12 protein-coding genes are annotated in these 17,339 nt (G+C 39.7%); 7 read left to right on the top strand and 5 right to left on the bottom strand.

Translation table 11 applies throughout. The features are described 5' to 3' along the window. Window positions 1-4 precede the first annotated feature (4 nt). Complete coding sequence (locus CSB87_RS19215; RefSeq protein WP_031952544.1) at window positions 5-7,156, top strand: non-ribosomal peptide synthetase; 7,152 nt, start codon at window positions 5-7, stop codon at window positions 7,154-7,156. Further along, a complete protein-coding gene (gene entS, locus CSB87_RS19210; RefSeq protein ID WP_004887256.1) occupies window positions 7,153-8,403 on the top strand; it encodes an enterobactin transporter EntS in 1,251 nt (416 codons plus the stop codon). Before CSB87_RS19215 ends, entS begins: the two co-directional genes overlap by 4 nt. A gap of 42 nt (window positions 8,404-8,445) precedes the next feature. On the opposite strand, the gene CSB87_RS19205 is transcribed toward entS, so the two are convergent. Further along, window positions 8,446-9,177, bottom strand: coding sequence for a 4'-phosphopantetheinyl transferase family protein (locus tag CSB87_RS19205; protein ID WP_004887259.1), 732 nt, complete (start codon window positions 9,175-9,177; stop codon window positions 8,446-8,448). Between the two features lie 413 nt (window positions 9,178-9,590). Here CSB87_RS19205 and CSB87_RS19195 point away from each other — a divergent pair, with 413 nt between their 5' ends. Both CSB87_RS19195 and CSB87_RS19190 read left to right on the top strand, forming a co-directional pair. Further along, the gene (locus CSB87_RS19195) at window positions 9,591-9,881 is read left to right on the top strand and encodes a hypothetical protein (protein WP_004887261.1); all 291 of its coding nucleotides are present in this window, start codon (window positions 9,591-9,593) and stop codon (window positions 9,879-9,881) included. A 2-nt stretch (window positions 9,882-9,883) separates the two neighbouring features. Further along, window positions 9,884-11,488: a PepSY-associated TM helix domain-containing protein gene (locus tag CSB87_RS19190; RefSeq protein WP_004887263.1), complete on the top strand. Its 1,605-nt coding sequence runs from the start codon at window positions 9,884-9,886 to the stop codon at window positions 11,486-11,488. A gap of 46 nt (window positions 11,489-11,534) precedes the next feature. On the opposite strand, the gene CSB87_RS19185 is transcribed toward CSB87_RS19190, so the two are convergent. The 4 genes from CSB87_RS19185 to CSB87_RS19170 form a co-directional block, all read right to left on the bottom strand. Then, a complete protein-coding gene (locus CSB87_RS19185; protein WP_004887264.1) occupies window positions 11,535-12,155 on the bottom strand; it encodes an ATP-binding cassette domain-containing protein in 621 nt (206 codons plus the stop codon). 4 nt (window positions 12,156-12,159) lie between these two features. Further along, window positions 12,160-12,852, bottom strand: coding sequence for a molybdate ABC transporter permease subunit (gene modB / locus CSB87_RS19180; protein ID WP_000971578.1), 693 nt, complete (start codon window positions 12,850-12,852; stop codon window positions 12,160-12,162). Next, window positions 12,849-13,634 (bottom strand): molybdate ABC transporter substrate-binding protein, encoded by a 786-nt coding sequence (modA, locus tag CSB87_RS19175; RefSeq protein WP_006580918.1) that lies wholly within the window; start codon window positions 13,632-13,634, stop codon window positions 12,849-12,851. The genes modB and modA overlap by 4 nt, the downstream gene beginning before the upstream one ends. Window positions 13,635-13,816: 182 nt before the next feature. Next, window positions 13,817-14,167 (bottom strand): winged helix-turn-helix domain-containing protein, encoded by a 351-nt coding sequence (locus CSB87_RS19170; RefSeq protein WP_004887268.1) that lies wholly within the window; start codon window positions 14,165-14,167, stop codon window positions 13,817-13,819. 222 nt (window positions 14,168-14,389) lie between these two features. On the opposite strand from CSB87_RS19170, the gene antA reads away from it, so the two are divergent. Genes antA through antC form a run of 3 tightly spaced genes read left to right on the top strand, consistent with a single transcriptional unit; the run spans window position 14,390 to window position 17,339 of the window. After that, window positions 14,390-15,805, top strand: a complete 1,416-nt coding sequence (antA, locus tag CSB87_RS19165) for an anthranilate 1,2-dioxygenase large subunit (protein WP_004887269.1) — start codon at window positions 14,390-14,392, stop codon at window positions 15,803-15,805. Window positions 15,806-15,807: 2 nt separating this feature from the next. Then, window positions 15,808-16,299, top strand: a complete 492-nt coding sequence (gene antB, locus CSB87_RS19160) for an anthranilate 1,2-dioxygenase small subunit (RefSeq protein ID WP_000076813.1) — start codon at window positions 15,808-15,810, stop codon at window positions 16,297-16,299. Between the two features lie 5 nt (window positions 16,300-16,304). Then, complete coding sequence (gene antC / locus CSB87_RS19155; RefSeq protein ID WP_079377033.1) at window positions 16,305-17,339, top strand: anthranilate 1,2-dioxygenase electron transfer component AntC; 1,035 nt, start codon at window positions 16,305-16,307, stop codon at window positions 17,337-17,339.

Genomic DNA, 17,339 nt, shown 5'->3' with positions numbered 1-17,339 from the left:
AGCTATGAATCAAGCATTACATAATGAGTTTACCCAAGATCTTTCTGGTCCAACACGTTTTGAGCTGGCTTCTACACAATTGGGGATATTTCTAGCCGACCATTTAAGTTCTATTAACGATCTATATACCATTGCACACTGTCTTGAACTGCCTAAATCAGTTGATCTTTCATTATTTAAACAAGCCATTCAAATCGGTTTAAATGAGGCTGATACCGTTATTGCTTCATATTCATCTGACCCGTCAAAACCTTTTATTGAGCTTAATCATCAGGTCCAAATACAAATAGAGGAGTTTGATTTTTGTCATTTAACACCTAAAAAAGCTCAGCAACGCCTATGGGATTGGATGCCAACCGATCGGTTATGCGCAAAATCACTCAAAGAAACCGATAATCACTTATATCGTCAAGTGTTATTTATTACTCATAATAAAGTGTATTGGTATCAGCGTTATCATCACATCATGCTGGATGGCTTTAGTATGATTAACCTGACAAAACGTATTGTTGATTTGTACCAGCACTTGCAAGCAGGAAAAGCTCTTAACCCTTCGCCTTTTATTGATGTTCAACAGGTTATTCATGAACGTCAAGCTTATGAAAATAGTCATCAATTTAAGCAAGATCAAAATTTCTGGAAGACATATTGCCAAGATTTACCAAGTCCTGTCACTTTAAGTACGCATCATTTAGCATCAAAAACTACTGCACAATTTGTTAAACATCATCTTCGTTTTTCTTCAGGAATTTTAGCCCTGATACAACAGATTGCTTCAAATCTCAAAGTTGGTTTGAATGACATGATGATGTCATTGTCATTACAATATATTAACAAAATGACCGACAAAGCAGAATTGGTTGTCGGTATTCCATTTATGCGCCGTTTAGGTTCAAAAGCAATTCGCTCGACTTTACCCGCGGTAAATGTCTTACCGGTAAAGTTCAGTGTGAGTGAAAAAGACAGTTGGGCGAGCTTAGCGCTGCATGTGCAGGCACAATTGCAACAGATACGTCCACATCAGAAATATGATGCTGAACAAATTTTAAGAGATTTAAATAGTATCGACATTCATGAACGAATGTATGGCCCTATTTTAAACTATAAAGCTTTTGACCAAGATCTGGTGTTGGATGGTGAAAAAGTTAAAACACACCACATTTCTACAGGTCCAATTGATGATTTTGAGTTTTCTTTTATTGTTCAAGATCAAGAACTCATTATAGAACTGCGTGCAGATGCAGAGCGCTATACACAAGATGAGCTCTTTATGCATGGGCAACGTTTAACTCTATTGCTTGAACAAGCGCTGATTCAACCAGAACAACAATGGAATAGTTTTAATATTACCCCACAGCAGGAACTTGCTGCCCTGACTCAAAGTGGTATTGGTCCGCGTATTAGTCATCCTGAACAATATAATAATGTTCTAGATATTTTTTATGAACAAGTTAAAAAGTATCCCGAACGTACGGCAATCGTGAGTGGCGAACGTCCAAATCTTGAGCATCTTAGTTTTGCTGAGCTTGCAGTACGCGTGAATCAATTGACTCGTTTTTTACAAGAAAATGGTGCTAAAAAGCAAAAGGTTATTGCTGGGGCTATTCCTCGTTCGATTGACTCAGTTGTGGTGATGTTATCTGTACTAAACTCTGGTGCGAGTTTTTTGCCTCTAGATTTAGATTATCCAATCGATCGTATGCAAATGATGTGTGAAGATGCCAACCCATTATTTGTATTAACCACTCAAGAACTTGCACAAAAGCTACCGCAAAATATTCCGCAGTTATATCTTGATCATGAAGATGTTCAAATACAAATCCGAAAGCAAGATGCGAGTGATATTCCTGCCGAAAATCGTAAATTTAATTTCCAAGACGTCGCTTATGTAATTTTTACCTCGGGAAGTACGGGCCGTCCTAAAGGTGTAATGAATACACATGGTTCTTTACTTAACCTTATTTTAACACATAAACCAACTATTTATTGGCCTGTATTAGAAGCTGTAAATCAGCGTTTCCCTAACCGTCCACTACGTGCAGCGCATACACACTCTTTCTCTTTTGACTCATCTTGGTTGCAAGTTTTCTGGATGTTATGGGGCCAAGAGCTACATATTTTTGATGAAAATATGCGGCGTGATGCATTTGGTTTAGTGCAAGAGATTCAGCAACGACAAATCGATACACTTGATTTACCGCCATCTTTTTGTGCGCAAATGATGACGAATGGTTTATTTACTGAAAACCAGCATCAACCAACGCTTATTTTAATTGGTGGTGAAGCTGCACCGTTAGCTTTATGGCAACAACTTAATGCTCAGCCTGAACTTTTTGCTCATAACTTATATGGCCCAACGGAATATACGGTTGATACTTTCCGAGCAGAATTAAAACAGACAGCTCGTCCTGTTATCGGTAACCCTATTGGTAATACACAAGCCTATGTACTCGATCGTCATTTACAACGATGCCCGACTGGCGTTATTGGTGAGCTTTATATTTCTGGTTTTGGGATTGCCAACGGTTATTTAGGTCGCGCGGACTTAAGTGCTGCCCGCTTTGTAGCAAATCCATTTGAACATGGACAGCGTATGTACCGTACAGGTGATTTAGTTCGCTGGAATAGCGTGGGTAAACTTGAATTTATGGGACGCTGTGATGACCAGATTAAAATTCGTGGTTATCGTGTGGAGATTGGTGAAGTTGAAAATGCGCTTTCGATTTTAGCCAATGTTGAAAGTGCTGTCGTGATTGCAGAACCGATTAATAATAGTCATCGTTTACTCGGTTATTGTGTAGTCAAAAACATTGAACTTGATGAAAAAACCAGTGAGCAATTAAGTCAGCAATATCTAAGTCAGTTACGTCAAAACTTACCTGAGTACATGGTGCCTTCTGCCCTAACGGTTATGTCCGAATTTCCACGAAATGTAAGCGGCAAAGTCGATAAAAAGGCGCTACCACGTCCTCAAATTCGTGCCCATAGCCGAATGCCCGAAACACCTGAACAGCAACTTCTATGTCAAATTATTGCATCTGTTCTTAAGCTTGATGCTATTGGAATTGATGACGACTTCTTTATGACAGGTGGTGATAGTATTTCTGCGATTATGCTTTGTACTCAATTGCGCCAACGTGGGTACGGCTTAAGACCAAGTGATGTATTCCAATTTAAAACAGTCGCCGCTATAGCACAGCAACTCACCCGACTAGATGAGCAACAAGCAGCCATTTCAAAACCGTTATTTTCAGCTGAACTAGAACAAAAGGTTCAAGAAAAATATGGTAAAAACAGCACCATTTTACCTTTGCTTCCTTTGCAAAAAGGCATGCTGTTCTTGTCTCAAGTTGAAAAACAATCGAATTATAATGCTTTTACTCGTCTTAGCTTAAATGGAGACATTGATCCGGTACGTTTGCAGCAAGCGTTGATTACTGTATTAAAACGTCATCCTCAACTAGGTGGACATTTTGATAGCGAATTAGCTGAAGAACCTGTTTTTATTTATTCATTACACCCTACTCAAGCTTGGCCAGTTCAGTTTTGTTCAGTCACTCCCGATCTGCTTGAGCAAAGCATTCAAGAAGTCTTACAGCAGCCGATTCACCTTGACCAACCTTATGGCCTGATTCGGGCGACTTTAATTCAACATGCTCCTGAACAGTCAGAACTATTGATTATGGTGCATCATCTGTTAACAGATGGCTGGTCAACTCCACTATTTTTACATGATTTTATTAAGGCCTATCAGCAAGTTAACCAGCCATTGCCTGCACTTGAACATAGTTATGAAAAGGTCATTAAAGCCTTATCTGTACGTGACCATGAAATATCAAAAGTGATATGGCAACGTGATTTAGCTGATTTGCAGCCACTTATTTTATTTAATCAACCACAGAAAGCTGTACAGGAAACTTCATATCGTTTAAGTGCTGAGTTGGGTGCAAAACTTCAGCACAAATTACGCCAGCAAGGCATCACGCTTAATGTCTTCATGCAAATGATTTGGGCAATAACCTTAAATATTTATGCTCATCGTGAAGATATTGTATTTGGTACACCTGTTTCTGGGCGTTCAGCACCTATTAATGGTTTAGAACAGCAAATCGGATTATTTTTAAATACAATTCCAGTGCGTGTGAAGCTCAACATGCAGCAATCACTTTGGGAACAATTACCTCATTTACAGCAATTGCATGTTGAGCATTTAGAACATGATGGTTTAGGCCTACACGGTATTCAACAGTTAATAGCTCAAGGCAATCTTTTTGATAGTTTGCTAGTTGTAGAAAACTACCCAGATAGCCAATATTTACAGCAAAAACTTGGTAATGCTGCAATTTCAAAGCTCACAAATCGCGGTTATAGTCACTATCCACTTGCGTTACTGGTCATCCCTGATCATCAAATTGAGCTGTTGCTCGAACAGCGTGGTGTAATTGATCAGCCTGAGCATTTTCTTGAGCGAATGGTTCAATTAATTGAAATCGCATTAAATGAACCGGAGACTTGTCTAGGTCACTATTGCTTACAACTTGCTGGGGAGCGTGATTTAATCCAGAAAGTTAATCAAACTCAACATGAAGTTCCTCCAACAACCTTACAGCAATTACTCAGAGAACAAGCTCGAAATACTCCCGACAAAACAGCGTTATGTGATGAACATCATCAGCTCAGTTTTAGTGACGTACGTTTTCAAGTTTGTGCTTTAGCTCAGCAATTACAAAAAATGGGCGTGCAGGCTGGAGACATAGTTGCCGTTGCCCTGCCAAGATCAATCAAACTCAGTATTGCTATTTTAGCGGTGATTGAAGCAGGTGCAGCTTATTTACCTATTGATTTACAACATCCGTCTGAGCGCATCAAATTTATGTTGCAGGATGCCAAATCTAAACTTGTGATTGGTGAACAAAAAGATCTAGCTGCTATTGCCCATCCATCAATAGCTACCTTTGCTTTTAATGATTTATTTGATGAAACAAAGGTTGATTTAAGTAGTTATAAAACGACAGTTATTACCCCACAACATCCAGCATATTTAATCTATACATCGGGTACAACAGGCCAACCCAAAGGTGTCATGGTTTCTCACCACGCCATTGTGAACCGTATTTTATGGATGCAATCAGAATATCCACTGTCAGCCAACGATACGATTTTGCAAAAAACGCCATGCACTTTTGATGTCTCTGTATGGGAATTTTTCTGGTCGTACTTAGTAGGTGCACGATTGGTTATGGCACCTGTAGATGCACACCGTGATCCATTGGCATTATTAAGCCTTATTCAAAAATATCAGATAACGACATTACATTTTGTACCTTCAATGCTGGCTGTTTTTGAAAATGCTGCCACCGAAATTTTGTCATCTGCTCAGCTCCAAAGTTTGCCAATCCGCCGAGTATTCTGTAGTGGTGAGGCATTACCAACGGCTTTAGCAAAATCATTTACCGAGCACTTTAGCTGTGAGTTGCATAACTTATATGGCCCAACAGAAGCTGCGGTAGATGTGAGTTATATGGATGCAACACTGGGATTACACCCAGAAGAAAGTAGCGTTGCAATTGGCTATCCAGTCTGGAATACCCAGCTTTATATCTTGGATCAATACTTACGCCCTGTTCCTGTTGGAGTAGATGGTGAGCTTTATCTGGCAGGCCACCAACTGGCTATGGGTTATTTACATCGAGCGGACTTAACAGCAACACGTTTTGTGGCAAACCCATTTGCAGCAGGTCAACGCATGTACCGCACTGGTGATATTGCCCGTTGGCATGCAGACGGCAGTATTCAATATGTGGGCCGTGCTGACGACCAGTTAAAAATACGTGGGCAGCGTATTGAACTGGGTGAAATTGAACAGCAATTGTGCTTAATCAGCAGCCTTGATGTAGTTGTACATCCTATTTCTTCTGAACAAAATAAAGCTGATGTTCAGTTGGTTGCTTACTTGCAAACAACAGCACCTGTGGATATTGAGAAGTTAAAGAAACAATTAGCGAAACAGCTTCCAGCTTATATGGTGCCTACACACTATGTGCTAGTTGAGAAATTCCCATTAAGTCATAATGGGAAGCTAGATCGTAAAGCACTGCCGCAACCAAAAATTAATCCTACAAATACAGAAAAACAGTACGCCACCACTGCTTTTGAACACGAACTGACACGTATTTTCCAGCAAGTTTTAAATACGGATCAAAATATTGGTGTGAATGAAGATTTCTTTGCCCTTGGTGGACATTCTATTTTAGTAATGAAGCTTGCAATTGAAATCCGAAAGGTATTTAAGCGGACCATTCCAATAGGTCAGTTGATGAGTCATGTCACAATTCAACGTTTGGCGGCTTTACTTCTTACACAAGAACGTTTGGCAGAAGTCGAACAAACTGGCATGCAACCCATTTTACCGATCCGTTCTGGCTCTGCGCATCCATTGTTCTGTTTTTACCCAGGTTCTGGTTCCGCATGGCAATATACGGTATTGAACCGTTATCTACATCCTGATTTACCAATTATTGGGTTGCAGTCACCTCGCCCAGATGGCTTATTGGCAAATAGTACAGATATGGATGAGCTGGTTGAAAAACAACTTGAGATTATTCGCAAGCAACAACCAACAGGCCCATATACTTTATTAGGTTATTCACTTGGCGGTACGGTGGCTTATGCGGTTGCAGCGAAGTTAATTGAACAAGGTGAAAAAGTTGATTATCTCGGCTTATTAGACACTTACCCTGCTGAAATTCATCAGTGGTTAGATTTGTCAGTAGAGGAAATGAATGCTGAAGCTGAACAAGAGCAGCTTCAATTCTTTAATGATATTTTAGCCGATGCAGATACGGCATTAAGTGAAGAAACACGGCGTTTACAAGAGGATATTTTCGCAAACTATCGCGATGCCGTCCGTTTATTAAAACCTTATAAAATGCCACATTTTGATGGTGAACTACATTTAGTTGTCGCTGAAAAAGACTTGCTACCCTATATCCAACCAGAACAACAATGGTCACCCTTAGTTAAAAAACTCAATATTGTTCGACTAAGCGAAGCAGACCATACTGATATATTGTCACCGCAGCAGCTTGAAACACTTGGCCCGATTTTAAACCGCATGATCTGTCAGGCACGCGGTTTAGAGGAGCACACGCCATGAGCTTCAAATCTATATTGACCGATTTTACTCTTTTAAAACGTAATGCTCATTTCCGACATGTATTTATTGCCCGCACATTGTCATTGTTAACCATTGGCATGTTGGTCGTGGCTATTCCAAAACAAGTCTATGAAATTACGGGTAGTTCGTTAAATGTTGCAGTTGCTATGGCTTTTGAAGGCATCGCCATGTTTATTGGTATATTACTTGGTGGCTTACTTTCAGACCGCAAAGATCGAAAATGGCTGATTCTATTAGCACGTGGTGTGTGTGGTTTAGGTTTTGCTGGTCTCGCCATCAATGCCATGTTTGAGCACCCTTCACTCTATGCCATTTATTTTCTATCCGCATGGGATGGTTTCTTTGGTGCACTGGGTGTAACTGCAATGATGGCAATCATGCCTGTGATTGTAGGGCGTGAAAATATCGTACAAGCTCGTGCGATTAGTATGGTATCCGTACGTCTTGCAACCGTGATTTCACCAGCAATCGGCGGTATTTTAATTGCTGCTAGTGGTGTCGCAACTGTGTATTGGGTCTCAACGGTTGGTACTTTACTTACTGTATTTTTATTGATGGGATTGCCTGCACTTAAACCGCAACATACATCAAATGGTGAAAGTCCTCTTCGACAATTAGCTCAAGGGTTCAAGTTTGTTTTTAAAAATAAAGTGGTCGGTAGCACCATTTTAATTGGAACATTGCTTAGTTTTAGCAGTGCTATTCGAATTATTTTTCCACAAATGGCAGATGAAATTTTCCACGGCGGTGCATTTGAACTCGGACTTATGTATTCAGCTGTTCCTTTAGGTTCAACCTTGGGTGCCTTACTCAGTGGATGGACAACACGTTTACTCAGACCCGGCTTAGTCATGCTCTATACCTGCTTAGGTGTTTTTGGTTGTATGATTATGATTGGGCTCTCTCCTTGGTTACTGGTGACCTTGCCCATTTTATGTTTGTTCGGATATTTGATGTCGATTGCGAACTTGCTTCAATACAGCATTGTGCAAGGACATACACCTGATGAATATTTAGGACGCATTAATGCTATCTGGCTTGCACAAGATGCTTTAGGGGATTCAATTGCCACAACAACTTTAGGCCTTTTAACTCGGTTTTTACCAATATCAGGAAGTATTCTCTTCTTTGGGATAGTAAGTTTTGCGGTAGGATTTATGTTCTTATTCCATTCTCAAGATATGCGTGAAACCGGATTTCAAGATCCTAAACTACAAGAAAATTAAAATCTAAATAAAAAAGAAGGCAATGCGTTGCCTTCTTTTTCTTTAAACAGAATAGCTTGCTTGATAAACCCAAGTCATAACACAGTCTTGTTCTACAACCCATCCCCCTTGATATTGTTCTAAAAGTTGATAACGCTGTTGAGTTTCTAATGTAAAAGCTAACGTTAATGTTTGATTGTCAAAATTAATATCAACAATAGATGCCTCTAGGAAATCAATATATTGCTTTGCTGTGGAATAAACTGCTTTATATAGGCTTTCTTTTACAGAGAAAATTAAGCTTACGTATCGGGAAAAATCAAAAAACTTAGTCGCCTTACAGCTCCATAAATCAAGCTCAGATGGCGCTAAAATAAGGTGTGCACTTTCTTTTGCAAATTCTGAAGTTACCCAGTGCTCGATATCAACTCCCAAATAAATCGCGTTATTTGATAGCCCAACAATTAACTTATTTTGTGAATGACTAATACTACCCAAAATATGATTTGGCCAAATGGGCAAATGTTCATACATAGAAGTTATTGGCTGATTCAAACTGAAATGATGATTTAAAACAGCCTGTGCTAAGACCCTACCACATAAGTACTCATTTTTACGCTCGATACGCGCTTGAGCAATTTTTAGGGGATGCTCTAACTGTTGATCTATATGCAAATGCTGTGTTTTTGATAAGTCTACCCCATAACAGAATAGCCCCGATGTGAAAAAAATAGAGCTCGAAATTTCATAAATTGATTTGCTGAGTTGTTCAGGAATATATAGATAATGACTCACTGTATTTGGCTTCAAAATAAATACTTTTAATATGTTCTCTCTTATCTTAACTTACGAGCCGCAATTTAATAAATAATTATACTTATCATTTGATAATAATTATTATTTACTTATACTGTTGGGTAAATTTTGACTTTAATTTACTTATAAACATCGATTATGAAACTTATAGGACTTTTTTTGACCCTGTTAGGAGCGGTCAGTATCTATTGTAGTCATAGCAATCAAAATCTGTTGTCTCACCATCTTCCAGCTCTATTTAAGTATTTGGGTCTAGTACTGTTGAGTGTTGGATTGATTGCACTCTTTGCGAGCTTACCAAAAGTTGTTGCTGCTTTCTGCTGGTTCATGCTCATCATTTTTGCATGGTCGTTTCTTCCCTTTATAGCGCTTTTTAAACGGAAATTGGTTTCATGAAAGCTAAAATTCAGTCTCCTATCCAGCCAGACTGGTGGAGTAAAACTTTTGCTGGCGGGGTTTTAGGACTAAGTCTTTCCATCGCGGTTGGCAATTTAGTAGTTCTATTAGGTCGTCCTTATGTTGCCATGGATTTATTAGTGCAATTGGGAATGTGGAGTGTGCCTTGGGTTTGGATGCCTATTATGTTTGCCAGTTATTTTTTTACGACCGGACAAAAAGCACTGATCTATTTATCCATTGCGAATGCCCTAGCGTATAGCTGTATTTTCGTATTGCGGGGTTAAACATGAAAGTACGTTCAGACATTATGAAATTAGCAAAAAGCATGCATACTTGGGTGGGTGTATGTGCAGGGATTTTGCTTTTTATCTGTTTCTTTGCTGGTGGGCTTAGCATGTTTCAGCACCACATTAGTAAGTGGGCTACGCCAACGCAGCAAGTTTTACCTAAAGTTTCCCCCAACCAATATAATGAGCTTATTCAAAAAGTTCAGGCTACCTATCCTGCTGCACAAAAGAACTTCACACTAAATTTATCGTCTAATGAATTTCACTACGCGCCTATTACGTGGAGTGAACATGAACGTGGAGATGGCTTTAATACTGCTCAGTCTACGTGGATGGCAAGCTTAGACGATAAAGGTCAGTTAATCGTTGCTCAGGAAAACTTATCTAAAGCAGGCTGGCTAATCGAACAGTTGCATGAAACAGCAGGCATACCCGGCATGGCAGGTCATCACGGATTAGGACTTTACGTGATGGGCGTGGTTTCGATTTTATATTTTCTTGCTTTACTTTCAGGAGTGATTATTCTTTTACCAACTTTGGTGAAGGATTACTTTGTCATCCGTCCTGGTAAAAATAAAAAGCGTTTTTGGTTAGATGCACATAACGTGATTGGAATTACGAGCTTACCTTTTCACATCATTATTAGCATTAGCGTTATTGTCTTTGCTTTTCATGACTTTTTTTACGATGCGATTGGTCAGCTGGCACTCAAAGGACAGCCAGTTTTTCAGCGTTCTCCCCCTGCGCTTATTCAACCTAAACAAACACAAATAGATGTGCAGCAAATATTAGCTCAAACAAAAAAAGTAGCACCTGAATATTCAGTTGACTATATCCAGTTCAGTAACCTCGATAAACCTGAAAAAGCCAATGCACGTATAGCCTTGTATAGCCCCGATCAGATGTTACGTGGCGCAAATCAAGACTTTATGCGTATGAACCCCTATGCCGTTGAGCACTTTAACCATAAAGGTATTAATACTCAGACTGATGGAGGTAATAAGTTAATCAATGCCATGTTTAGCCTACATTTTGGAAGTTTTGGGGGTACGGGCGTACGTTGGATTTATTTTGTGTTAGGTGTCGGTGGCGCTTTCCTATTTTACACAGGGAACATTCTTTGGGTTGAAACTCGTGCACGTAAACAAAAGCGTGCTGAAGACTCTGTTCCTGTTCAACGTAAAGATGTGGTGTTCCTCGCGAACTTAACTATAGGTGCATGTTTAGGGTGTGTTCTAGCTGTCGTAGGCACAATGTTAGCTAGTCGTTGGCTTTTCGCTACACTCAACATTGAAAGTATAAATCACGTCTTCATGTATGGTTATTATGCGATTTTCCTACTGACTTTGATTTATACCTTTGTGATTGGCTACGCAAAAGCTTTACCACAACTGCTCTTAACCTTGGTTTTTGTGTTATTTGCGATTCCACTTACATCTCTTTTAGCCTACTTCATTCCCCAAAGTGGCTTATGGGTCCATGGAGGAGAAATCTTAGTAGTTGATTTCTTAGCTGTCATTTTTGCGTTCGCTTTCTGGCGTTTTTATCAACAAGCCCAAGATCGCCGAAAATCTGCTCCAACGGGCAGTTTATGGGCTAGCTAACAACCATAAATCAACATGGCTGAAATAATGTGTGAAATATGAAAAATTATAAAACCCACATTGTTTCGGTCAGTTGTTTAATTTCTTGAATATCATGACTTACATAAATCATCGGAATTTTTATTTCCTCTTTTACCTTCTGAAAAAAAGGAATAATTTCAGCTTTATGATTCGCATCTAATGCTGATAACGGCTCATCTAGTAGTAACAGCTTAGGTGAATATAACAATGCTCGACCCAGTGCCACGCGCTGTTTTTCCCCTCCTGAGAGTTTGATAGGCATACGTTGTAATAAGTGCCCTAACTTTAATAATTCAATAATGTAATCTGCTTCAAAGTGACGTTCTTGTTGGGAAAGATGCTTAAGACCAAATAATAAATTTTGCTTTACCGTTTTATGCGGAAAAAGCTGAGCATCTTGAAAAACCAATCCAACATGCCGCTTTTGCGTGCTCAAGTTAATTTTTTGACCTGAATCAAACCATGTTTGGCCCTGTATTTTAATGATTCCACTACGCGGAGTGTTCAGCCCTGCAATGGCATGTAAAATGGACGTTTTACCTGAACCCGATGCACCAAATAGCCCAATAACAGAAGCATCGGACTGGAAACTAGGCTCAATATGAAATTGACCCATGTGTAGCTGGAAACGGCAATCAATCAACATAATCTTACCGCCCTAAGCGCTTCTTTTGATAACGATGAAACCACTGTGCAAACCATAGTGCTAAAAAAGCCACGCTTAACGATAAAACAATAAGTCGTTGAATAGCGGCCTCGGTATCGGGTTGTTGCATTAAGCTATACATGGCTAGAGGCAAAGTCCGTGTTTCATTTGAAATATTACCAACAAAAGTAATAGTGGCTCCAAACTCACCTAGACTCCGGCAAAAGCACAAAATAGCACCAATTAAAATACCACTGCTGGCAAGTGGCAATGTGACATGGAAAAATGCCCCTAAAGATGAGGCACCTAATGTCTTTGCTGCCATTTCTAAACGCTGATCGACCAGCTCAATTGCTAGTCGAATCGATTGTACCAACAGCGGAAAACCCATTACTGCGGAAGCAAGAACGGCGCCTTTCCAGTTAAATGCAAAATCAATTCCGAGTGGAGCTAAATATTGCCCAATAATCCCGCGGCTCCCAAAAACTTGTAAAAGCAAATAACCAGGCACCACTGGCGGTAATACCAAAGGTAAAAACACCAATGTTTCAATGAATGACTTACCCCAAAAGTCTTTACGTGCTAGAAACCATCCCACACAAATTGCAGGAATAATACTGACAACAAGACAACTTGCTGCCACCTTACAAGAAAGTTGCAGCACGCTGAGTTCTTCTGGGGTTAAAGAGAACATCATGGTTTAACTGGAGCTAGCACACTAAAGCCATATTTTTTAAAGACAGCTTTGGCTTGGTTGCTTTGTAAAAATTGATAGAACTTTGTTGAATTTGGAGTCTTTTTAACTATCCCTATAGGGTAAGTAATTGGCGAATGTGTATTTTCTGGAAATACGCCAGCTACAGTCACATCTTTGCTAATCGCTGCATCGGTTGCATAGACAATCCCAACCTGACATTCACCACGCGCAACAAAATTTAATGCCGCTCGAACATCTTCTGTTTCAACTAACTTCGGCTCAATACGACTCCACCAACCTAAATTGATAAAAGCTTGTTTAGCATATTTGCCTACAGGCACACTTTTGGTATCTCCTGTACAAATCTTGCCTGTGAACACTTTATTGGGATCAGTGGTTTTATCTAATTTTATATTTAATGGTCTTCCTTTAGGTGTAATTAAAACCAAACGGTTACCTAATAAATTTATACGGTCATTTGCTGCAACTTGTTTTTTGTTTTGTAGATAATCCATCCACTGTGTATCTGCTGAAATAAAAATATCTGCGGGCGCACCTGCTTCAATTTGCTTAGCTAAGGTCGATGAGCCTGCATATGAAGTCTTAATTTCTACTTTATTCTGTTTTTCGTAAATTTTTTCTAAGTCTGCAATCGCATTCGTTAAGCTCGCTGCTGCATAAACGGTAACTGATTCAGCCTTGGCTGAAATATTAAAGATCCCTCCTATGCTGAGGATTGAACAAGCTAAAGCTAATTTTTTTATCTTTGTATTACTTACCATTATGTTTTACCTTTTTTGTCGTTTTTTGCAGCGATATATACCCAAGAATATAGCGATAAGCATAGACGATGAAAAGTAGAAATTATTTATAAAGATGGATATTTTTTCTGAGCAATTGAAAACTATTAGTAGATAAAACTGATTCGCGCTTAAATTCTTTGATTTATAAAGAATTCCTAATCTTATTTCTTTAAATAGCTACTCATAATTTGATAATCATATTCTAAGGCTTGTCGAGCATTGATTTCCATTTGGCGGTAATGCTCTAAGACTTTGTGGCCCAAAGCTGTAACAGCTGCCCCACCACCATGTGTTCCACCCGTTTGTGTTTCCACTAACGCTGTTTCAAAGCATTGATTCATGGTGTCGACCAACTGCCATGCACGGCGGTAGCTCATGTTCATAGATTTTGCTGCCTGTGAGATTGACCCCGTTTTCTCAATTGCTTCAAGTAAGTCTGCCTTACCCGGACCAAATGCAATATTTTGCTCTAAAAGAATTCTAATTTGTAATTTTAAATTTTTTTCTTTCATAGACTTAGTTCACAAAGTTTCATTTTTATGCTGCTTAACATTATAGGGAACTTTAATAGGTTAAAACACATACAAATTTAAATCTCTACTCTTTCTTCAAAAGAATTCGATTAAAGAATCAAAACTGCACAAAGTGGATAAAGATCTGGAAAAAACGGATAGAGAGCAACGCTTAATCGCGGTTCAATCAGTTAAAAGCTGATTGATTGGAGGATTGAGTAAATGACCTCATCTAATTTAAAACAATGGAATGATTTTATAGATGGATGTATCGACTTCCGTCCTAACGATGGTGTGTTTCGTATTGCACGCGACATGTTTACCGAGCCAGAACTATTTGACTTGGAAATGGAGTTTATTTTTGAAAAAGTTTGGATTTACGCATGTCACGAAAGTGAAATTCCAAACAATCATGATTTCCTAACCGTTCAAATTGGCCGCCAACCGATTATTGTAAGCCGTGATGGTAAAGGCGAACTACATGCCATGGTCAATGCTTGTGAACACCGCGGTGCGACCTTAACACGCGTTGCTAAAGGCAATCAATCTACATTTACCTGCCCATTCCATGCATGGTGTTATAAGTCAGATGGTCGCTTGGTTAAGGTAAAAGCGCCTAGTGAGTACTGTGAAGATTTTGATAAATCAAGCCGTGGTTTAAAACAAGGCCGTATTGCCAGCTATCGTGGATTTGTATTTGTCAGTCTTGATACTCAAGCAACAGATTCACTAGAAGACTTTTTGGGCGATGCAAAACTGTTCCTTGATTTAATGGTTAACCAGTCCCCAACAGGTGAACTCGAAGTATTACAAGGTAAGTCATCTTATACCTTTGCAGGTAACTGGAAGCTACAAAATGAAAATGGCTTAGATGGCTACCATGTCAGCACTGTTCACTATAACTATGTCTCTACAGTCCAACACCGTCAGCAAGTCAATGCATCAAAAGGTGCGGAACTCGACACGCTCGACTATAGCAAGTTGGGTGCGGGTGACTCAGAAACTGACGATGGCTGGTTTAGTTTCAAAAATGGTCATAGTGTTTTATTTAGTGACATGCCAAACCCAACAGTTCGTCCGGGCTACAGCACGGTTATGCCATATATGGTCGAAAAATATGGCGAAAAATATGCTGAATGGGCAATGCATCGTTTAAGAAACTTGAACTTGTACCCTAGTCTATTTTTTATGGACCAGATTAGCTCACAACTTCGTATTGTTCGTCCTGTGGCATGGAATAAAACCGAAGTCATTAGTCAATGTATTGGGGTTAAAGGTGAATCTGCAGAAGCACGCCGTAACCGTATTCGCCAGTTTGAAGATTTCTTTAATGTATCGGGCCTTGGTACACCAGACGATTTAGTTGAATTCCGTGAGCAACAAAAAGGTTTCCAAGCACGACTTGAACGTTGGAGCGATATTTCACGTGGTTGTCAGTCTTGGGAATATGGTACGACCAAAAACTCACAAGATTTAGGCATTCAACCCGTTATTACTGGCCGTGAATTTACCCATGAAGGACTCTATGTAAATCAACATGGACACTGGCAACGTCTCATGCTGGACGGCTTAAATAAAAAAGCCTTGAAAATGCAGGATATTACTTTTGAAAATAATGCCGTAATGGATGAGGTGTAACCATGTCACAAGAACTACATTTTGCTGTATCTCAGTTTTTGTACAAAAAGGCAGAGCTTTGTGATGCTTATGACTGGGATGCCTACCTAGAGCTTTACGATGAAGATAGTGAATATCATATTCCACAGTGGATTGATGACCATAACTATGTTCAAGATCCAAATCAGGGCTTGTCTTATATCTATTATGCGGACCGTACAGGCCTTGAAGACCGTGTATTCCGTATTCGTACCGGAAAAGCAGCATCTGCAACACCGTTACCACGTACTTTGCACAGCATAAACAATATTCGAGTTAAAACACTGGAAGATGGTCTTATCGAAGCAAAAGTTGCATGGCAAACGCTTTATAACCGTCAAGGTTTAGAAGGCTGTTTTTACGGACATGCCACTTATCTTTTACGTCAAACCGCTGATGGTTTCCGTATTCGTCGTCAGCACAGCATTTTGCTGAATGACAAAATTGATTCCGTTTTAGACTTTTATCACGTTTAAGGGGAATGAAAATGGGACATTCAGTTGCACTTAACTTTGCCGATGGCAAAACCTTTTTTATTTCGGTAAATAAAGACGAATTGTTGCTTGATGCAGCAGTTCGTCAGGGAATTAACCTGCCGTTAGACTGCCGTGAAGGTGTTTGTGGTACCTGTCAGGGACAGTGTGAAACTGGTATTTATGAACAAGAATATGTCGATGAAGATGCATTAAGTGAACGTGATTTGGCCGAGCGAAAAATGTTAGCTTGCCAGACCCGTGTAAAATCCGATGCAGCTTTTTATTTCGATCATGATTCTGCTATCTGTAACGCTGGTGATACCTTAAAAATTGAAACCAAAGTGACTGCGGTTGAGCTGGTTTCTGAAACGACAGCAATCTTACATCTTGATGCGAGCAGTCATGCTGAACAACTTCAGTTTTTGCCAGGTCAATACGCTCGTTTGCAAATTCCAGATACTGAAGATTGGCGCTCTTATTCTTTTGCAAACAGACCAAACGCAACCAATCAATTGCAATTTCTCATTCGTCTGTTGCCAGACGGTGTGATGAGTAATTACTTACGTGACCGTTGTCAGGTTGGACAGACCCTACTCATCGAAGCGCCACTTGGTAGTTTCTATTTACGTGAAGTACAGCGACCACTTGTTTTTGTGGCGGGTGGAACAGGTTTATCAGCTTTCTTGGGAATGCTTGATAACTTGGTTGAGCAACCTAACTCACCTGCCGTTCAGTTGTACTACGGCGTAAATAGTGAAACCGACTTGTGTGAACAACAGCGTTTACATGCCTATGCTGAACAGCTACCCAACTTTAGTTATCACCCGATTGTGACTAAGGCAACGGAAACTTGGCAAGGTAAAGCAGGCTATATCCATGAGCACTTAAATAAAGATCAACTGGCCGAGCAGGCTTTTGATATGTATTTATGTGGCCCACCACCAATGATTGAAGCCGTTAAAAATTGGTTAGATGAGCAATCTTTGCAAAACTACCGTATTTACAGCGAGAAATTTTTACAGAGCAATACATCACGTTAA

This window comes from Acinetobacter sp. AR_0276, assembly GCF_003000705.1.
GTDB lineage: Bacteria > Pseudomonadota > Gammaproteobacteria > Pseudomonadales > Moraxellaceae > Acinetobacter > Acinetobacter nosocomialis.
Note: the sequence above shows the minus strand (reverse complement) of the source record. Positions and strands in the feature narration are given on the sequence as shown.